Annotated in this window: 20 protein-coding genes; 10 read left to right on the top strand and 10 right to left on the bottom strand. The window is 56.9% G+C overall.

Going from position 1 to position 18,035, the window contains the following annotated elements; genetic code table 11:
• Positions 1-7: 7 nt before the first annotated feature.
• Complete coding sequence (locus AFK63_RS07005; protein ID WP_038862454.1) at positions 8-1,306, bottom strand: D-amino acid dehydrogenase; 1,299 nt, start codon at positions 1,304-1,306, stop codon at positions 8-10.
• A 323-nt stretch (positions 1,307-1,629) separates the two neighbouring features.
• Between AFK63_RS07005 and AFK63_RS07000 the strand changes: the two genes are divergently transcribed.
• Positions 1,630-3,165, top strand: a complete 1,536-nt coding sequence (locus AFK63_RS07000; protein ID WP_038862529.1) for a SpoVR family protein — start codon at positions 1,630-1,632, stop codon at positions 3,163-3,165.
• Between the two features lie 61 nt (positions 3,166-3,226).
• Here the strand turns inward: AFK63_RS07000 and fadR are convergent, their stop codons facing one another.
• Entirely contained in the window at positions 3,227-3,946 is a 720-nt protein-coding gene (gene fadR / locus AFK63_RS06995; protein ID WP_038862453.1) for a fatty acid metabolism transcriptional regulator FadR, read from the bottom strand.
• A gap of 211 nt (positions 3,947-4,157) precedes the next feature.
• Between fadR and nhaB the strand changes: the two genes are divergently transcribed.
• The 5 genes from nhaB to yncL all read left to right on the top strand — a co-directional run bounded on the left by nhaB (position 4,158) and on the right by yncL (position 7,337).
• Positions 4,158-5,720 carry a sodium/proton antiporter NhaB gene (nhaB, locus tag AFK63_RS06990; RefSeq protein WP_038862452.1) on the top strand — a complete coding sequence of 521 codons (1,563 nt, stop codon included), beginning with the start codon at positions 4,158-4,160 and terminating at the stop codon, positions 5,718-5,720.
• 135 nt (positions 5,721-5,855) lie between these two features.
• Positions 5,856-6,389: a disulfide bond formation protein DsbB gene (gene dsbB / locus AFK63_RS06985; RefSeq protein WP_038862451.1), complete on the top strand. Its 534-nt coding sequence runs from the start codon at positions 5,856-5,858 to the stop codon at positions 6,387-6,389.
• A 151-nt stretch (positions 6,390-6,540) separates the two neighbouring features.
• A complete protein-coding gene (locus tag AFK63_RS21610) occupies positions 6,541-6,630 on the top strand; it encodes a hypothetical protein (RefSeq protein ID WP_225318200.1) in 90 nt (29 codons plus the stop codon).
• Between the two features lie 222 nt (positions 6,631-6,852).
• A complete protein-coding gene (locus AFK63_RS06980) occupies positions 6,853-7,080 on the top strand; it encodes a hypothetical protein (protein ID WP_038862528.1) in 228 nt (75 codons plus the stop codon).
• Between the two features lie 164 nt (positions 7,081-7,244).
• Positions 7,245-7,337 carry a stress response membrane protein YncL gene (gene yncL, locus AFK63_RS20270; protein WP_071601081.1) on the top strand — a complete coding sequence of 31 codons (93 nt, stop codon included), beginning with the start codon at positions 7,245-7,247 and terminating at the stop codon, positions 7,335-7,337.
• Between the two features lie 187 nt (positions 7,338-7,524).
• On the opposite strand, the gene AFK63_RS06975 is transcribed toward yncL, so the two are convergent.
• From AFK63_RS06975 to AFK63_RS06965, 3 genes are all read right to left on the bottom strand, one after another.
• Complete coding sequence (locus AFK63_RS06975) at positions 7,525-7,971, bottom strand: YcgN family cysteine cluster protein (protein WP_038862450.1); 447 nt, start codon at positions 7,969-7,971, stop codon at positions 7,525-7,527.
• Positions 7,972-8,059: 88 nt separating this feature from the next.
• Complete coding sequence (locus AFK63_RS06970; protein ID WP_038862449.1) at positions 8,060-8,719, bottom strand: fumarylacetoacetate hydrolase family protein; 660 nt, start codon at positions 8,717-8,719, stop codon at positions 8,060-8,062.
• Positions 8,720-8,856: 137 nt separating this feature from the next.
• Entirely contained in the window at positions 8,857-9,132 is a 276-nt protein-coding gene (locus tag AFK63_RS06965; protein ID WP_038862448.1) for a YcgL domain-containing protein, read from the bottom strand.
• Between the two features lie 125 nt (positions 9,133-9,257).
• Here AFK63_RS06965 and minC point away from each other — a divergent pair, with 125 nt between their 5' ends.
• The 3 genes from minC to minE are packed head-to-tail and all read left to right on the top strand — an operon-like array spanning position 9,258 to position 11,060.
• Positions 9,258-9,953, top strand: coding sequence for a septum site-determining protein MinC (gene minC / locus AFK63_RS06960; protein WP_038862447.1), 696 nt, complete (start codon positions 9,258-9,260; stop codon positions 9,951-9,953).
• A 24-nt stretch (positions 9,954-9,977) separates the two neighbouring features.
• Positions 9,978-10,790, top strand: a complete 813-nt coding sequence (minD, locus tag AFK63_RS06955; RefSeq protein WP_038862445.1) for a septum site-determining protein MinD — start codon at positions 9,978-9,980, stop codon at positions 10,788-10,790.
• 3 nt (positions 10,791-10,793) lie between these two features.
• A complete protein-coding gene (minE, locus tag AFK63_RS06950; protein ID WP_004384978.1) occupies positions 10,794-11,060 on the top strand; it encodes a cell division topological specificity factor MinE in 267 nt (88 codons plus the stop codon).
• A gap of 101 nt (positions 11,061-11,161) precedes the next feature.
• Here minE and rnd read toward each other — a convergent pair whose 3' ends face one another.
• From rnd to AFK63_RS06925, 5 genes are all read right to left on the bottom strand, one after another.
• Complete coding sequence (gene rnd / locus AFK63_RS06945) at positions 11,162-12,286, bottom strand: ribonuclease D (protein ID WP_144420893.1); 1,125 nt, start codon at positions 12,284-12,286, stop codon at positions 11,162-11,164.
• 70 nt (positions 12,287-12,356) lie between these two features.
• The gene (fadD, locus tag AFK63_RS06940; RefSeq protein ID WP_038862444.1) at positions 12,357-14,042 is read right to left on the bottom strand and encodes a long-chain-fatty-acid--CoA ligase FadD; all 1,686 of its coding nucleotides are present in this window, start codon (positions 14,040-14,042) and stop codon (positions 12,357-12,359) included.
• Between the two features lie 205 nt (positions 14,043-14,247).
• On the bottom strand, positions 14,248-14,832 hold the full coding sequence (locus tag AFK63_RS06935) for a Slp family lipoprotein (protein ID WP_038862443.1): 585 nt from the start codon (positions 14,830-14,832) through the stop codon (positions 14,248-14,250).
• A 40-nt stretch (positions 14,833-14,872) separates the two neighbouring features.
• The gene (gene tsaB / locus AFK63_RS06930; RefSeq protein WP_038862441.1) at positions 14,873-15,568 is read right to left on the bottom strand and encodes a tRNA (adenosine(37)-N6)-threonylcarbamoyltransferase complex dimerization subunit type 1 TsaB; all 696 of its coding nucleotides are present in this window, start codon (positions 15,566-15,568) and stop codon (positions 14,873-14,875) included.
• Positions 15,569-15,637: 69 nt separating this feature from the next.
• Positions 15,638-17,548: an ATP-dependent DNA helicase gene (locus AFK63_RS06925; protein WP_038862440.1), complete on the bottom strand. Its 1,911-nt coding sequence runs from the start codon at positions 17,546-17,548 to the stop codon at positions 15,638-15,640.
• Positions 17,549-17,677: 129 nt separating this feature from the next.
• Here AFK63_RS06925 and AFK63_RS06920 point away from each other — a divergent pair, with 129 nt between their 5' ends.
• Positions 17,678-18,022, top strand: coding sequence for a RidA family protein (locus AFK63_RS06920; RefSeq protein WP_038862439.1), 345 nt, complete (start codon positions 17,678-17,680; stop codon positions 18,020-18,022).
• Positions 18,023-18,035 lie beyond the last annotated feature (13 nt).

Here is an 18,035-nt window from a genome sequence, read left to right as displayed (position 1 = left end):
TTCCTTCTCAGGGATGCGCGCCATGCAGGCGGTGTGAGGATGAAGGCGTAAAGCCGGGCGCGTAGCGGGCCACCGAAAGATCTTCAAACGGAATGGCGGGCGTGCGACCAGAGATAATATCGCTCAGTAACTGGCCTGAGCCGCAGGCCATCGTCCAGCCGAGCGTGCCGTGGCCGGTGTTAAGCCACAGGTTTTTAAACCCGGTGCGCCCCACGACCGGCGTGCCGTCTGGCGTCATCGGGCGCAGGCCGGTCCAGAATTTCGCCTGTTCGATATGACCGCCGCGCGGGTAGAGGTCACGCACCACCATTTCCAGCGTCTCCTGACGCGGTTTCAGCAGCTCGGTGTTAAAGCCCACAATCTCTGCCATACCGCCGACGCGGATGCGGTTATCAAAGCGCGTAATGGCGATTTTGTAGGTTTCATCGAGCACGGTGGAGACCGGCGCGCCGGTTTCATCGGCGATCGGGATGGTGAGCGAGTAGCCTTTCAGCGGGTAGACCGGAATATCGACAATGCCTTTGAGCATCGCAGTAGAGTATGAGCCGAACGCCATCACGTAGCCGTCCGCCTTGATAATTTCCTCGCCGCACTTCACGCCATAGATGCGCTGGCCTTCCGAAAGCAGGCGGTCTACCGGCGTGTTGTAGCGAAATACGACGCCCGCCTCTTGCGCCATCTGCGCGAGGCGCGTGGTGAAAAGCTGGCAGTCGCCGGTTTCGTCGTTCGGCAGTTGCAAGCCGCCAGTAAGCTTATGCGCGACGTCGCCCAGCGCCGGTTCCACCTGCGCCAGCTCGGCCGCTTTCAGCAGCCGGAACGGGACGCCTTCACTTTCCAGCACCGCAATATCGCGCGAGGCGTTTTCATACTGCTGTTCGGTGCGAAAGAGTTGCAGCGTGCCGCCCTGGCGGCCTTCATACTGAATGCCGGTGGATTCACGCAGCGCTTTTAAACAGTCGCGGCTGTATTCCGCAAGGCGCACCATGCGGCCTTTATTCTGCATATAGTGGCGGGTGTCGCAGTTGCGCAGCATCTGCCACATCCACTTAAGCTGGAAGTGCGTGCCGTCCAGGCTTATCGCCAGCGGCGCGTGGCGCTGGAACATCCACTTGATGGCCTTCAACGGCACGCCGGGCGCAGCCCATGGTGCTGCATAACCGGGCGAGATCTGTCCCGCGTTGGCGGCGCTGGTTTCCAGCGCCGGGCCCGGCTCGCGATCGATAACCGTCACATCATGCCCCGCCTGGCGTAAATACCAGGCGCTGGCCACGCCGACTACCCCACTCCCCAGCACGACTACATGCATGTCCTCTTCCTTCTCAGGCTAAAGAATAATTAACTGATTACAAATTGATAACCCAGAAGAAAATATTATTCAACATATGGCTTTTTTATGGTGAGCCGACTCACATCTTTCCCCGCCACAGCAGGAATGGCGCTTTCAGGATCTCCTGCTTCCCTTCCCTGCCCGGCAAAATAAAATTCTGCGCCGCCCGCGATTTACCGACAGGCGGGCTCAGGAAATCGCGCAGAAAAAATTTTTGCCGTGGCGCTGATAAGGCGGGGGTGATCTATGCTTGAAAATAAGGCTCTCCCCGGATGAGAGCCGCTAACAATGAGGGCGCGCTGATGGCTACCGTAACTGATTCCCTGAAAAAGGATACCCAACGTCTGAGCGACGGGCCGGACTGGACGTTTGAATTGCTGGACGTGTATCTCGCCGAAATCGACCGTGTGGCGAAACTCTACCGGCTGGACACTTACCCGCACCAGATTGAGATAATCACCTCCGAGCAGATGATGGACGCCTACTCCAGCGTCGGGATGCCGATTAACTACCCGCACTGGTCGTTCGGCAAAAAATTCATCGAAACTGAGCGGCTCTATAAGCACGGCCAGCAGGGGCTCGCCTACGAGATTGTGATTAACTCCAACCCGTGCATTGCGTATCTGATGGAAGAGAACACTATCACCATGCAGGCGCTGGTGATGGCCCATGCCTGTTACGGTCATAACTCGTTTTTCAAGAATAACTATCTGTTTCGCAGCTGGACCGACGCCAGCTCGATTGTCGACTACCTGATTTTCGCTCGTAACTACATTACCGAGTGCGAGGAGCGTTATGGCGTTGATGAGGTCGAAAAACTGCTGGACTCCTGCCATGCGCTGATGAATTACGGTGTCGACCGCTATAAACGCCCGCAGAAGATTTCGTTACAGGAAGAGAAAGCGCGCCAGAAAAGCCGCGAAGAGTATCTGCAAAGCCAGGTGAATATGCTCTGGCGCACCCTGCCACGGCGCGAGGAGGAGAAAACCGTCGAGGCGCATCACCGTTTTCCGGCCGAGCCGCAGGAAAACCTGCTCTATTTTATGGAGAAGAATGCGCCGCTGCTTGAGTCGTGGCAGCGCGAAATCCTGCGTATCGTGCGTAAGGTGAGCCAGTATTTCTACCCGCAGAAACAGACCCAGGTCATGAACGAAGGCTGGGCGACATTCTGGCATTACACCATTCTTAATCATCTCTATGATGAAGGGAAAGTGACCGAGCGCTTTATGCTGGAGTTTCTGCACAGCCACACTAATGTGGTGTTCCAGCCGCCCTATAACAGCCAGTGGTACAGCGGCATTAACCCTTACGCGCTCGGCTTCGCCATGTTCCAGGATATCAAACGCATCTGCCAGAACCCGACGGAGGAAGACCGCTACTGGTTCCCGGATATTGCCGGCTCCGACTGGCTGGAAACGCTGCATTTTGCGATGCGCGATTTCAAAGACGAGAGTTTTATCAGCCAGTTCCTGTCGCCGAAAGTGATGCGCGATTTCCGCCTGTTCACGGTGCTGGACGACGATCGTAATAATTATCTGGAAATTGCGGCGATCCACAACGAAGAGGGCTATCGGGCGATTCGCAACGAGCTGTCGGCCCAGTACAACCTGAGTAACCTGGAGCCGAATATTCAGGTGTGGAACGTCAACCTGCGCGGCGACCGCGCCCTGACGCTACGCTATATCCCGCAAAACCGGGCGCCGCTCGACAAAGGCCGCCGCGAGGTGCTCAAGCATGTGCATCGCCTGTGGGGCTTTGACGTGTTGCTGGAGCAGCAGAACGAGGACGGCAGCGTCGAGCTGCTGGAGCGCTGCCCGCCGCGCATTAATACCCTGTAAGCGGCTTGCAACTCAGACAAAAAAGGCTTCCCGAAGGAAGCCTTTTTTCTGCCTGCCGCGCTTAGCGGCTGTGCATCGCCAGATCGCCCGGCAGGTTTTTCTGCATCCGGTGCCAGATCTCGCCGCTTTCACGTCCGTACGTGCGCACCACGTCGTAGACCTGATCGTGCTGCCCTTCGCGCGAGAGCGTGCCGAGCTTGTGGTAAAAGCCCAGCGCCAGGCTGCGCGCTTCCGGGTTTGAGAAATAATGGCGGCCGATGCGGGTATAGAGCCCTTTCATACCGTTAAGGATAAGCCCATAGATTGGGTTACCGGACGCAAATGCCAGACCGCGGAAAATGTTGTAGTCGAGATCCGCGAACGCATCCGCGTGATCTTCCACTTCATCCGCCGTGGCGAGCACTTCACGCGCGCGTTCCGGGTGCATACGCAGCGCGGTGCGAATAAATATCGTCGCGATGTTGGTGCGCACGGAGAGCAGGTTGTCGATGAGCTGCGGCACGCTTTCGTGGTCAAGACGCGCCAGGGTTTCGAGGATATTGAGGCCCGACGTTTCCCAGAAGTTATTTACTTTTGTCGGCTTGCCATGCTGGATAGTCAGCCAGCCGTCGCGCGCCAGGCGCTGCAACACTTCGCGCAGGGTGGTGCGCGTCACGCCAATCAGTTCAGAGAGTTCGCGTTCAGCAGGCAGAATAGATCCCGGAGGGAAGCGGTTATTCCAGATGCTTTCAATAATGTACTCTTCCGCGAAACCCGCCGGGCTCTGCGCCTTAATCACCATAATGATCTTTCCAATACACCTAAGATGCAAAATTCACTCATCATACCAGACGCACCGCGGCGCAGATAGCATGAGGAAATGTAAAAAAAGGGATCGGGGTTCGGTTTTTAGCCATCCCCGCCGCCCCGCCCCACGCGCCCGCGGCTTGATTGCCGCCCCGCTGCCGGTTACCCTGACATGTTAACGAACTATAACCGTAAAGGATCATGGCATGGAAATTTCATATGGCCGGGCGTTGTATCGTAACTTTTTAGGACAATCTCCGGACTGGTACAAGCTTTGTTTACTTGGCTTTTTGATTCTGAATCCTCTGGTGTTCTGGGTAAGCCCCTTCGCGGCGGGCTGGCTGTTGGTCGTTGAATTTATCTTCACGCTGGCGATGGCGCTAAAATGTTACCCCCTGTTGCCGGGCGGCCTGCTGGCCGTAGAAGCCCTGTTTATCGGCATGACCAGCGCCGAACACGTGCGCGAAGAAGTGGCGAATAACCTCGCCGTGGTACTGCTGCTTATTTTTATGGTAGCGGGTATTTATTTTATGAAACAGCTGCTGCTGTTGATTTTTACCCGTCTGCTGCTGGGTATACGCTCTAAAACCCTGCTCTCGCTCGCGTTCTGCTTCGCGGCGGCGTTTCTCTCCGCTTTCCTCGACGCGCTGACGGTCGTCGCGGTCGTAATCAGCGTGGCGGTCGGTTTTTACGGCATTTATCATCGCGTCGCGTCTCACCAGGACGAGAGCAGCGAACTGGTTGATGACGCGCAGCTCGATGACGAACGCCGCGCCACGCTCGATCGCTTTCGCGCGTTTCTGCGCAGCCTGATGATGCACGCGGGCGTCGGCACCGCGCTTGGCGGCGTAATGACGATGGTCGGCGAGCCGCAGAACCTGATCATCGCCCATGCGGCGGGCTGGGGCTTCGGCGATTTCCTGCTGCGCGTGGCGCCAGTGAGCGTACCGGTGTTCATCTGCGGCATTCTGACCTGCGTCCTGGTGGAAAAAACCAAATCTTTCGGTTACGGCGAACCGTTGCCGGAGCCAGTGCGTAAGATCCTGCGCGACTATGACGACAAGAGCCGTCAGAAACGCACCCGTCAGGATAGCGTTAAGCTGATTATTCAGGCGCTGATCGGCGTCTGGTTGATTACCGCGCTGGCGCTGCATCTGGCGGAGGTAGGCCTGATTGGTCTGTCGGTGATTATTCTCGCGAGCGCGCTTTGCGGCGTGACTGACGAGCACGCCATCGGCAAAGCTTTTACCGAAGCGCTGCCCTTCACCGCGCTACTGACCGTCTTCTTCGCCATTGTGGCGGTGATTATTGACCAGCATCTGTTCGCGCCGATTATCGCGTATGTGCTGGAAGCCTCGCCGCATAACCAGCTGTCGCTGTTCTATCTCTTCAATGGCCTGCTGTCGTCGATCTCCGATAATGTATTTGTCGGTACGGTCTATATCAACGAAGCGAAAAGCGCGCTGCAACAGGGCGTGATTGACGCTAAGCAGTTTGAGCTGCTCGCGGTCGCGATTAATACCGGCACCAACCTGCCGTCTGTCGCCACGCCGAACGGCCAGGCAGCGTTTCTGTTCCTGCTGACCTCAGCGCTGGCACCGCTCATCCGTCTCTCCTATGGCCGGATGGTGTGGATGGCGTTGCCGTATACGCTGGTTCTGACGCTGGTGGGCCTCGCCTGCGTGCAGTATACGCTGGTGCCCTTTACCGACTGGCTGCTGCAAAGCGGCTGGCTCAGCACGCCCACCGCCACGGCGCTGCTGCATTAATCTTTATCGGGCCCTCGCGGCCCGTTTTTTTATTCACCGTCCCCCGATAAATGCGTTATTTTTGATGCCGCTAGTGGCGTGTAAAAGGAATTCGTTTACACTGCCGGTTCAACGCAGATTGCAGAGATAATCATTATGTTGCGATTTTTAAACCAGTGTTCGCGTGGGCGCGGCGCATGGCTGTTGCTGGCGCTCACCGCTTTCGCGCTGGAAATGGTGGCGCTGTGGTTCCAGCATGTCATGATGCTGAAACCCTGCGTGTTATGTATTTATGAACGTTGCGCGCTGTTCGGCGTGATGGGCGCAGGGCTGGTGGGAGCCATTGCACCGAAAACCCCCTTACGCTTTGTGGCGATCGGTATCTGGATCTACAGCGCCTGCAAGGGCCTGATGCTCTCATGGGAGCATACGATGATGCAGTTGCACCCATCACCGTTTGTGACCTGCGATTTCGCGGCCCGCTTCCCGGGCTGGCTGCCGCTTGATAAGTGGCTGCCACAGGTATTTGTCGCGAGCGGTGACTGCTCCGAGCGCCAGTGGTCTTTCCTGACGCTGGAGATGCCGCAGTGGCTGGTGGGCATTTTCGCCGCCTACCTGCTGGTCGCGCTGCTGGTGTTGCTGGCGCAGGCGTTTAAACCGAAAAAACGCGATCTCTTCGGCCGCTACTAAGTCGAACTTATTAGCGCCACACCACGCCCACCGCGCCCTGCCCGGTGGGCTTTTTTATGCGCCTGACTGCGTTCCGCTCCCCTGCCGCCTGGCTTGTTTCGCCGCTCCCTGTCTATACTTTCAGGGTGAACATGAAACGACAGGAGGACGTATGCTTAATTATCCACTCAGCGTCGAAAAAGACGATCCGAATGAAGCCCCGGAATCTGGTGATAAAAAACCGAGTCCGAACCAGAAGTAATGATAAGGTCGCTGAGGCGGCCTTTTTTGTACACTTTTCCGCCTGACGCTGCATTAATATACAAATTCACCTTTACGTAAATTTACTGTTAAAACAAAGTGTTAACTATTACTACAATAGAGATTAGCTATCAGTTCAATCACTATAAAAAGGTGAATTGTATCAAGACGGGAGATGTGCTATTTGTGTGGTCAGATGATTTTGCTAAGCCTTTTCAGCCCTATGAATCCACTGATCCTCCGTGACGACGTTTCCGTCAAAGCTATCCTTACGCCTTCCGGCACTCTGCGCGGCGTATCGCTTATTCGCAAGCCAGGTAATGACGCCTGGATGACGATTATTGCGCAGCCCTGCGACCACCTTCAGGAACAGATTGCGCGTTTTTTATCCCTTACTGTGGATGAACAAAATACGCTCCGAGCGTTTCTCGAACAATTTTCAGAACCGTAATTAACTCTTCTTCATCCTCAATTAATGAAAATGCAACTATTCAGTCATGCTTAAGAAATATCTCAACACCTGATGACCGAATAATCCGATTTTTCAAAAAGGCAGATGCAGGCTATTAAACTCTGGCTATACTCCCTGTGTCACAAACAAGCCCGGAGTATTGTATGGAGATTTCAAGCAGAACTGCGGTTTTACTTAACCTGTTCGCCTTTGCTGGTCTACTCCTTTCCTTATCCGTCAGGTTTGGCTGGCTCTGACAGGCGCGCCGCGTCTCGCAACTGCTTTCAAACCCTCTTCAGCACGGTGTGTTGTACGCCCACAGGGCGAAAAAATACGCAACGCGTCATAATCGGATAAAAAAAGCCGCTATTAAGAGCGGCTTTTTTATTGAATGATTATTTAACACGGCTTATATCAGCGATAGCATAATGATCGCATCTGATATTATTCTGCCCAGTCTGGTTTATTTAAAATATGGTCCTGCCAGTCGCGGACTTCTGATTCTTTTACTGCTATATGGCGCACTGAAATACGTTCAGCATGCATCGCGGCTTTGGAGCCGGCGCGCAGCGGGTGCCACAGCGGCAGGTTTTTGCCTTCGGCCAGCAGACGATAGGCGCAGGTGGGCGGCAACCATTCAAAAGTTGGCAGGTTGTCGCGTGTCAATTTGATGCAGTCCGGCTCATACTCGAAGCGGCGCTCATAGTTACGGCACTGGCAGGTTTTAATGTTCAGCTGACGGCAGGCGACGTTAGTGAAATAGATTTCATCGGTATCTTCGTCCATCAGCTTATGCAGGCAGCACTGACCGCACCCGTCGCAGAGGGATTCCCACTCGGCGTCGCTCATCTCATCCAGGGTTTTACGCTGCCAGAAAGGCGTTTCGGTCATAACGGTGTCCGCGCATCAAAAATTAAGCTGCACCTTATAAACACTCTGGCTCCCGGATGCAAGTTTTGCCGCCCTATGGGCGGCATCTTTACAGAACGCGGGTGCTCAAGGTGTGGTCGTCAAAAGCAATTTCCAGCGCGTCGCCGCTGGTGAGCGGGCCGACACCCTCTGGCGTGCCGGTGAGGATGACATCGCCCGCGCGCAGCGTGAAAAAGCGGCTCATGTAAGCGATCAGGGGCACTATTTTGTGGATCATCTCGGCGGTATTGCCGCTCTGGCGCACCTCGCCATTAATGCGCAGGCTGAGCGGCGTGTTTTGCGGATCGCCTGAAAATTCCCCTGCCGGAATGAACCCGGAGATCGGGCAGGAATTATCGAACGCTTTCGCCTTCTCCCACGGCTGTCCGGCTTTTTTCATTTTGCCCTGAATGTCGCGCAGGGTGAGATCGAGCGCGACGCCGTAACCTGCAATCGCTTTCGCAACATGCTCTTCGCTCGCCTGACGCAGCGTGGCGCCAATCAGCACCGCCAGCTCCACCTCGTGATGCACCGAGCCGAGCCCCTGCGGCAGCGCCAGTGGCTGGCGCAAATCGCACAGCGCGGTTTCCGGCTTGATAAACAGCACCGGCTCTTCCGGCGTGGCGCTCCCCATCTCCTGAATATGCTTCGCATAATTGCTGCCTACGCAGACCACTTTGCTGACCGGATAATCGAGCAGCGCGCCCTGCCAGTGATGATGTTGGTACATCGCTTTCCTCGCCTTTTTATGATGTTGGTAAGACAGTACTAACTATTCGCCCCGGCAGCGCGAAAAGTCAAACCCGGCGGGGGCGGCACAGGCGGCAGATGAAAAAACGCGCCGTTTGGGATGAACGGCGCGCCTTGCTATTTTTTACCGAGCGATTCGAGGTGCTGTTTTAACAAATTTTCCGGCGGCGGCGGCATTTGTAAATAATAGCCCTGCTCTTTTAGCGCCTGTTTCACTTTTTCGAGATCGGCGTGCGCTAATTTTTTACGGCCGTCTAACGGCAGCATCATGGTCATAATTGGCTGACCGAATCCCGCCAGCAATTCTTCCGGCACGCGCGAAAAATCGTCTTTTTTTTCAACATAAAGATAAGTCTGTTCGCGACGCGCGCTTCGATAGATCACACAAAACATGTTTTTACTCTAATTTAGCCAGATGGTTACTTGCCTGAATATAAGGCTGACTATAACATGCCTGATGTGCTTCGGAATATCATCCCACTGCGGTGGGGATTTAAACTGAATTGAGTAAGGCCAGGATGTCAAACACGCCCATCGAGCTAAAAGGCAGTAGTTTCACCTTATCAGTGGTTCATTTGCATGATGCTCACCCCGAGGTTATTCGCAAAGCGCTTGAAGAAAAAATTGCTCAGGCGCCGGCCTTTCTCAAAAATGCGCCAGTAGTAGTGAATGTCGCAGGGCTCGACGGGTCGATAAACTGGCAACAGCTGCATCAGACTTTTGTCGACAGCGGGCTGCATCTGGTGGGCATCAGCGGCTGTCAGGACGACGCGCTGAAAGCGGAAATCTCCCGCGCGGGGCTCGCCCTGCTGACGGAGGGCAAGGCCAGCGCGCCGCGTGCCGCAAAGCCTGCTGAAGCACCCGTTGCGCCGCCAGCGCCCACACCCCGTACGCGTTTAATCGATCTGCCGGTGCGGTCCGGCCAGCGGATCTACGCGCCGGACGCCGATTTGGTGGTCACAAGCCACGTCAGCGCGGGCGCGGAGCTTATCGCCGACGGCAATATTCATGTCTATGGCACCATGCGCGGGCGCGCGCTCGCAGGCGCCAGCGGCGATAAAGAAGCACAAATTTTTTCAACAAATCTCGCGGCGGAGCTGGTTTCCATCGCCGGGGTTTACTGGCTGAGCGATCAAATCCCGGCCGAGTTTTACAACAAAGCGGCACGCCTGCGTCTGGCCGACGGCGCGCTGACGGTTCAACCATTAAATTAAGCCCTTTTAACAAGGAATTCCTTTATGGCACGCATTATTGTAGTTACATCAGGTAAAGGGGGCGTTGGCAAAACCACCTCCAGCGCGGCCATCGCTACGGGTCTGGCCCAAAAGGGAAAGAAGACCGTAGTTATCGATTTCGATATCGGCCTGCGTAACCTTGATCTGATCATGGGTTGTGAACGCCGTGTCGTATACGATTTCGTCAACGTCATTCAGGGCGATGCCACGCTGAATCAGGCGTTAATCCGCGATAAACGCACCGAAAGCCTTTACATCCTGCCCGCGTCGCAAACGCGCGACAAAGACGCCCTGACTCGCGAGGGCGTGGAGAAGGTGCTGGATGAGCTTAAAAAAATGGAGTTCGACTTTATCGTCTGCGACTCCCCTGCCGGCATCGAAACCGGCGCGCTGATGGCGCTCTATTTTGCCGATGAAGCCATCATTACCACTAACCCGGAAGTCTCCTCCGTTCGCGATTCCGACCGTATCCTGGGCATTCTGGCCTCTAAATCGCGCCGCGCTGAAAACGGCGAAGCGCCGATTAAAGAGCACCTGCTGCTGACCCGTTATAACCCGGGCCGCGTCAGCAAGGGCGACATGCTCAGCATGGAAGATGTGCTGGAGATCCTGCGTATTCCTCTGGTGGGCGTTATCCCGGAAGATCAGTCCGTGCTGCGCGCCTCCAACCAGGGCGAGCCGGTCATCCTTGATGCCACATCCGACGCAGGAAAAGCCTACGCCGATACCGTTGATCGCCTGATGGGAGAAGAACGTCCTTTCCGCTTCATTGAAGAAGAGAAGAAAGGTTTCCTCAAACGCCTGTTCGGAGGATAAGTTATGGCATTACTCGACTTTTTTCTCTCCAGAAAAAAGAACACCGCCAGTATCGCCAAAGAGCGCTTACAAATTATTGTTGCCGAGCGTCGTCGTAGCGACGCAGAACCGCATTATTTACCGCAGCTGAAGCGGGATATTCTGGAAGTAATTTGCAAATACGTTCAGATTGATCCGGAAATGGTCACCGTTCAGCTAGAACAAAAAGGCGACGACATTTCGATTCTCGAACTTAACGTCACGTTGCCAGAAGCGGAAGAGACAAAATAACGCTAAAAAATACCCCGGTCATGCCGGGGTATTTTTTTAATGCATCCACTGTATATATTCTCAGTGGCGCTTCACTTTCCTGTAAATAATCACAGGGTACGTCATGAATATTGCTGTAACAGCGTTTTTAATGATTCGCCTAATAACTCGCCACGCCAGCCGCTGATTAATTCCGGCAGCTGATTCTGCGGTTTCAGTTTCCAGTGCCAGTTCAGCAGCTGGTTAATCTGGCGACGCGACGCCATCAGCTCAGCGCTGATACCGTGTTTCTGGCTCGTCTCCTGCACCAGCGCTTTGATATCTTTAAACACTTTGCGGTAACCCGGCATGTCGATGAGGTTCGCAAGCGGCGCCGGCAACGCGTCCTCCGGCAGCGCCTGCGCCTCGGCGACCAGCGCAATCAGGGTCTTGCCGTGAAAACGGATCTCACTGCCTGAAAGCCCCAGGCTGTCGAGTTCGCCAAGCGAGCCCGGCATGTGGCGCGCCACTTTCCAGAGGTTCTCTTCACGCACCACGAAATTGACCGCCATATCGCGCTCGCGCGCTTTACGCAGGCGCCAGCCGGCCAGCAGTCGCAGACAGGCGAGCTGACGGGTGCGCAGTTGCCAGGCATTGGTGATTTCACGCCACGCTTCGTCGGGATCCAGCACCTCGCCGCGACGCTGGGTCATCAGGCGGCACTCGTTGAGCGCAGCGGTCAGCCAGCCCGCTTCACGCACCTGCTCCATCAGCTTATGGGCGATGGGCAGCAGATACCAGACATCCGCCGCCGCGTAGTCGCACTGGCGTTCCGTCAACGGGCGCGCCAGCCAGTCGGTACGGGATTCGCTTTTATCCAGCACCACGCCGGTGTGGTGTTCCACAAGCGTCGCGAAACCGCAGGAGAGCGGATGGCCGACAAACGAAGCCAGCACCTGGGTGTCGACAAACGGGTCGGGCATCATGCCAAACGCGTTCTGGAACACCTCCAGATCTTCGCTGCCCGCATGCAGGAATTTGGTGACGTTCTGATCCTGCAACAACGCCTGGAACGGGGCCCAGTCGGTAATGGTCAACGGATCGATAAGGGCGACGTTTTCGCCGTCGTAAAGCTGGATAAGCCCCAGTTGCGGGTAATAGGTGCGGGTACGGACAAATTCAGTGTCCAGCGCCAGAGCGCGCTGCGTGCGTGCGGTATCGCACAGCGCCGCCAGCGCGTCGTTGGTGGTAATCATCTGGTAATTCAAATCGCTCTCTCTTTGTCTGCGCCCATAAAAAACGCCGGTAGCACCGGCGTCAGGGCGACGTGATTGCAGCTCAGGCGGTATTGTCACCTGCCCGGCGCGCTTCGTCACGTAGTTCTCGTCGTAAAATTTTCCCGACGTTGGATTTTGGCAGCTCGGTGCGAAACTCCACCTGTTTCGGCACTTTATAGCCGGTCAGGTGACGGCGGCAGAAAGTAATCAGCGCCTCTTCGGTCAGCGAGGCCTCTTTCTTCACCACGAAGATTTTCACCAGCTCGCCGCTCGGCTCGGAGGGAATGCCCACCGCCGCCACTTCCTGAACGCCGCTGTGCTGCATCACCACATCTTCGATTTCGTTCGGGTAGACATTAAAGCCGGAAACCAGAATCATATCTTTTTTGCGATCGACGATGCGCAGGAAGCCCTCTTCGTCCATTACCGCGATATCGCCGCTGCGCAGCCAGCCTTCCTGAAGGATCTCATCGGTGGCGTCGGGACGCTGCCAGTAACCGAGCATCACCTGCGGGCCTTTAATGCACAGTTCGCCAGGCTCGCCCGGCGCGACTTCGTGGCCTTCGTCATCAATCAGCTTCACTTCGGTGGACGGCACCGGCAGGCCGATACTGCCGCTGTGGTAGTCGATATCGTGCGGGTTGACGCTCACCAGCGGCGAGCATTCGGTCAGGCCGTAACCCTCCAGCAGGAACTGGCCGGTCAGTTTTTCCCAGCGCTCCGCCACAGCGTGATGTACCGGCATCCCGCCGCCCGCAGAAAGATGCAGCGAGGAAAAATCGAGCTTATGGAACTCTTTGTTATTCAGCAGCGCGTTAAACAGCGTGTTCACGCCTGTCATCGCGGTAAACGGATATTTGCCGAGCTCTTTCACCAGCCCCGGAATATCGCGCGGGTTGGTGATAAGCACGTTCTGACCGCCCAGTTCGATAAACAGCAGGCAGTTCATGGTCAGGGCAAAAATGTGATAGAGCGGCAGCGCGGTGATCACCAGCTCTTTGCCGCGATGCAACAGCGGCCCGTAGGTGCCGAGCACCTGTTCCAGGTTGGCGAGCATATTGCGATGGGTCAGCATGGCGCCTTTTGCTACGCCCGTTGTGCCGCCGGTATATTGCAGGAAGGCTAAATCGTCCGGCGTTACGTCCGGTTTGATGTACTGCATCCGGTAGCCGTTATGCAGCGCGCTGCGAAACGAAATGGCGTCCGGCAGGTGGTACTTCGGCACCAGGCGTTTCACGTACTTCACCACGAAATTCACGAGCGTGCCTTTGGCGGTAGAGAGCTGATCGCCCATACGCGTCAGGATGACGTGCTTCACCTGGGTTTTCGCGACCACTTTTTCCAGGGTATGCGCGAAGTTAGAGACAATAACGATGGCGCTGGCGCCGCTGTCGTTCAGCTGGTGCTCCAGTTCGCGTGGCGTATACAGCGGGTTGACGTTCACGACAATCATGCCGGCGCGCAGAATGCCGAACAGCGCCACCGGGTATTGCAAAAGGTTGGGCATCATCAGCGCCACGCGGTCGCCTTTTTGCAGGCCCAGGCCCTGTTGCAGCCAGGCGGCGAACGCACGGCTGCGCTCTTCCAGTTTACGGAAGGTCATCACCTCGCCCATGTTAGTAAAAGCGGGCTGATCGGCGAAGCGTGTGCAGGATTGCTCAAACAGATCCACCAGGGAGTGATAACGGTCCGGGTTTATCTCCGCCGGAACGTCCGCCGGATAACGGTTAAGCCAAACCTTCTTCAATGCGTCACCTCTGAATATATTATTCGTCGTCATCACAACCCCAAAACAATAAACACGGCGTTAACATAATATTAACTCATTGTACCAGTTTATTAATTCACCTGATTTAAGGTTGCGAAGCGCGTCACTAATTATTTTTGTTATGCCGATAAAACGAATAAACAGCGGACCAGCCGCTGTTTATTTTTCTTACTTAATCAATAAGTTACTCAGTGACCACGGTCTGTACCTGAGCGGGGCCGGGATTATACCAGCCCCACGGCCCATAGCCATACCCCCAGCCGGGGCGCGGCCCCCACATCCACGGGTCGAGGGGCTGCGGCGGCATCACCACCTGCTGCGTCACGCGCCAGCGTTTGAAGCCGTTCACCTGCATCACCATAAATTTATAAGGGCTGGCGCCGACTTTACCGTCCGCCGTGCCGGTAATAGGGCCTACCACGGTCACCAGCTGGTTACGGAAATCGACCGGGTCGAGAAAACCACCGACATCGGCGTAAATGCGCCCGCGCGACGGCTGGCCGAGTAAAGGTCGGGCCACGCTGTCGAGCGGCAGCGTCGCTATCTCAAGCCGGGTTTTCCCCTGTTGATTATCGACATTCACCACCCGCCCGCCGAAGCGCGCCTCCTGGCCGACGTAGAGCTGCGGCGCATTCATCACGCGCACCAGATCCTGCTGGGGCGTAGGGCTGGTGCCTTTAATCGCGTCAGGCACGCTGACGCAACCGCCCAGAAGCAACGCGCCAAGCGCCAGTAGACTGCTGCGCATCATTGATTGTTGACCCACCATAAGCGACTCCTTAAACCCGCCCGCGGCTTGCGTCGGGGTGTTATTCCCGGCCTGGCAATTTTTTCCACGCCACTTCGTTGCGCAGATAGACCGGTTCTGCATGTTCGACCGCAACAACGCGCTGTTGTTCGAACAGCCAGCACGCCAGCGGCAACATATCTTCTGCTGCCGGGAGCGTTACCTGCCCGTCGGTGAGCGTAAGGCCACTCTCTTTCGCCAGATCGGGCCACGCCTGCCAGCCGGTGCCGACAGTCGCCCACTCGCCACTGAGCGTTTTCAGACGTTCAGCGACCGCCTCCGGTTTGAGCACCGCTTCGGTCTCTTCGCCATGCCAGACGCCCTGCGCGTCGCGCTGGTATTCCGCCCAGTAGACTTCGCCCATACGGGCGTCAATGGCCGCCAGCACGCGGGTGGCGCCGCATGCGCGCCATGCGCCCTGCGCCATTGTCATCAGCGTCGAGACACCGACCATCGGCAGTTCTGCGCCGAGCGCCAGCCCTTGCGCGATGCCAATGCCGATTCGCACGCCGGTAAAGCTTCCCGGCCCGCGGCCAAAGGCCAGCGCGTCCATCGCCGTCAGCGCGACGCCGCGCTCAGCGAGGATCTCGCTGACCATCGGCAGAATACGCTGGGTGTGTTCGCGCGGGCAGAGTTCAAACAGGGCGGATGTTTTACCGTTATCCCACAAGGCGACGGAACAGGCCTCGGTGGCGGTATCAATAGCCAGAATTCGCATGGATCAATAACACTCTTACGCGTCGTGGTGGTTCAAAAAGGGGCGCATCTTATCACAGTCTGGCATAAATTACTGCCGCGCGGCGTCGGTGAGAAACCGCGCCGCCTCGCCGATATCACGGGTGCGCGGGGTCGGCGGCAGGCTTTTCAGGAACACGGCGCCATAAGGGCGCATCACCAGCCGGTTGTCGCAAATCACCAGCACGCCGCGGTCGTCCACGTCGCGGATAAGACGCCCGACGCCCTGCTTAAGCGTGATCACCGCCTCCGGTAACTGCACTTCGTCAAACGGATCGCCGCCACGCAGGCGACAATCTTCCATACGCGCTTTCAGCAGCGGATCATCCGGCGAGGTGAACGGCAGTTTATCGATAATCACCAGCGACAGCGCGTCGCCGCGCACGTCCACTCCTTCCCAGAAACTGCTGGTCGCCACCAGCAGGGCGTTGCCCGCGCTGATGAATTGCTCAAGCAGCTGGCTTTTGCTGGTTTCACCCTGCAACAGGACCGGCAGCGTCATGGTGGCGCGAAAATGCTCGGCCAGCTCGCGCATCATGGCGTGGGAGGTACAGAGCATAAAGCAGCGCCCCTGGTTGGCCTCGATAAGCGGCTGAAGCATTCGCGCCAGCGCTCTGCCCGCCTGCGGCTGGTTGGTCTGCGGCAGACCGCGCGGCACACAGAGCAGCGCCTGGCGAGCGTAATCGAACGGGCTTGGCAGCAGCAGCGTTTGCGCCTCGTGAATACCGAGCCGCTCCGTAAAGTGATGCAGTTCATCGTTTACCGAGAGCGTCGCCGAGGTGAAGATCCAGCTGCCGCCCTTTTCGGCGATCACGTCCTGAAATTTATCGGCGACGGTCAGCGGCGTCAGCGCCAGCGTGAAGTGGCGCGAGTTGCACTCGTACCAGTAGCTGTATCCCGGCTGGTTGATCTCTTTTAAGCGCTTGAGGCGCGCGCGGTAGAGCGTGGCGCGCTCAAACGCGGCATCCAGCAACGCCGAGCGGCCCAGCGACAGCTTCGCCACGTCGTAACAGAGCTCCAGCGCGTCGTCGAGCAGCAGCAGCGCGCGGCTGATGGAAGCATCCGCCAGGAGTTCGCGCAGGTTGCCGCGAAAGCCTGGGTCGCCCAGTTGCAAACGGAAATCGTGGGTGCTTTGCGCCAGGCGATCGGCGCACTTTTGCAACTGCTGGGTATCTTTCACCTCGGTGCGATACGCGATGACGATATCTTTGGCGAGATCCAGCAACTGGCGGCTTGAGAGCGACTGGCCGAAATACTGGCTGGCGATATCCGGCAGCTGGTGGGCTTCGTCGAAAATAATAACGTCAGCCTCAGGAATAAGCTCCGCGAAGCCGCTCTCCTTTACCACCATATCGGCGAGAAACAGGTGATGGTTCACCACCACCACGTCGGCTTCCATCGCTTTTTTACGCGCCTTCACCACGAAGCAGTCTTTATAGAGCGGGCAGTCGCTGCCGAGGCAGTTATCGTTGGTGCTGGTGACGAGCGGCCAGACGGGGGCGTCCTCGGCCACGCGCCCGCAGGTGCTGATATCGCCATCCACGGTTTCGTTGGCCCAGCCGCGCAGCTGGATGACGTCGCTTAAGGTTTGCACAGGGAGATCGCCGCCCGCCAGCGCCTGCTGTTCAAGCCGCTCCAGGCACAGATAGTTGGAGCGCCCTTTTAACAGCGCCAGACGGCCTTTGAATTCGAGCGCCCTGGCGACAGTCGGCAGGTCGCGGCTGTAGAGCTGATCCTGCAACGCCTTCGAGCCGGTAGAGACGATCACTTTCTTACCGGCGCGCAGCGCAGGCGCCAGATACGCGTAGGTTTTTCCGGTCCCGGTGCCCGCCTCCACCACCAGCGGCTTTGCGGCCTCAATGGCGGCGGTGACCGCCTGCGCCATCTGACGCTGCGGCTCGCGCGGTTTAAAACCCGGTATCGCTTTGGCTAGCTGGCCATCTGCTGCAAAATCGTCCGTCACACTACCCCCTGGTTAAATTGCCAGTGATTATGTCAGGGAGGCGGCACTTTAGCCAGCCGAAGAGATGACGTGCGGCGCACAATATGGCAGGCTTGCAGGCGGCTGAATACAACAGGAAAAGGAACAGCGATGACAATCAAGCGTATCGATCCCGCAGACCGTTGGTCTGACGCGGTGATCCACAACCAGACGATTTACTACACCGGCGTACCGGAAAACCTGGACGGCGACGCTTATGAGCAAACCGCGAATACGCTCGCGCAAATCGACACGCTGTTAACCGCCCAGGGCAGCGACAAATCGCGCATTCTCGACGCCACGATTTTCCTTGCCGATGGCGATGATTTCGCGCTGATGAACAAAGCGTGGGATGAATGGGTTGTGGCAGGCTCCGCGCCGGTGCGCTGCACGGTGCAGGCGCGTCTGATGAACCCGCGTTATAAAGTCGAAATCAAAATTATCGCCGCAGTGTAATGCCCTGCCGCCG

The sequence above is a fragment of the Cronobacter muytjensii ATCC 51329 genome, from assembly GCF_001277195.1.
GTDB lineage: Bacteria > Pseudomonadota > Gammaproteobacteria > Enterobacterales > Enterobacteriaceae > Cronobacter > Cronobacter muytjensii.
The sequence above is the reverse complement of the archived record's forward strand: the minus strand, read 5'-3'. Positions and strand labels throughout refer to the sequence as shown.

Bases quoted from the DNA above. Each gene is read 5' to 3' on its own strand.
- AFK63_RS07005 (WP_038862454.1), bottom strand. From the start codon at position 1,306: ATGCATGTAGTCGTGCTGGGGAGTGGGGTAGTCGGCGTGGCCAGCGCC.
- AFK63_RS07000 (WP_038862529.1), top strand. From the start codon at position 1,630: ATGGCTACCGTAACTGATTCCCTGAAAAAGGATACCCAACGTCTGAGC.
- fadR (WP_038862453.1), bottom strand. From the start codon at position 3,946: ATGGTGATTAAGGCGCAGAGCCCGGCGGGTTTCGCGGAAGAGTACATT.
- nhaB (WP_038862452.1), top strand. From the start codon at position 4,158: ATGGAAATTTCATATGGCCGGGCGTTGTATCGTAACTTTTTAGGACAA.
- dsbB (WP_038862451.1), top strand. From the start codon at position 5,856: ATGTTGCGATTTTTAAACCAGTGTTCGCGTGGGCGCGGCGCATGGCTG.
- AFK63_RS21610 (WP_225318200.1), top strand. From the start codon at position 6,541: ATGCTTAATTATCCACTCAGCGTCGAAAAAGACGATCCGAATGAAGCC.
- AFK63_RS06980 (WP_038862528.1), top strand. From the start codon at position 6,853: ATGAATCCACTGATCCTCCGTGACGACGTTTCCGTCAAAGCTATCCTT.
- yncL (WP_071601081.1), top strand. From the start codon at position 7,245: ATGGAGATTTCAAGCAGAACTGCGGTTTTACTTAACCTGTTCGCCTTT.
- AFK63_RS06975 (WP_038862450.1), bottom strand. From the start codon at position 7,971: ATGACCGAAACGCCTTTCTGGCAGCGTAAAACCCTGGATGAGATGAGC.
- AFK63_RS06970 (WP_038862449.1), bottom strand. From the start codon at position 8,719: ATGTACCAACATCATCACTGGCAGGGCGCGCTGCTCGATTATCCGGTC.
- AFK63_RS06965 (WP_038862448.1), bottom strand. From the start codon at position 9,132: ATGTTTTGTGTGATCTATCGAAGCGCGCGTCGCGAACAGACTTATCTT.
- minC (WP_038862447.1), top strand. From the start codon at position 9,258: ATGTCAAACACGCCCATCGAGCTAAAAGGCAGTAGTTTCACCTTATCA.
- minD (WP_038862445.1), top strand. From the start codon at position 9,978: ATGGCACGCATTATTGTAGTTACATCAGGTAAAGGGGGCGTTGGCAAA.
- minE (WP_004384978.1), top strand. From the start codon at position 10,794: ATGGCATTACTCGACTTTTTTCTCTCCAGAAAAAAGAACACCGCCAGT.
- AFK63_RS06935 (WP_038862443.1), bottom strand. From the start codon at position 14,832: ATGGTGGGTCAACAATCAATGATGCGCAGCAGTCTACTGGCGCTTGGC.
- tsaB (WP_038862441.1), bottom strand. From the start codon at position 15,568: ATGCGAATTCTGGCTATTGATACCGCCACCGAGGCCTGTTCCGTCGCC.
- AFK63_RS06920 (WP_038862439.1), top strand. From the start codon at position 17,678: ATGACAATCAAGCGTATCGATCCCGCAGACCGTTGGTCTGACGCGGTG.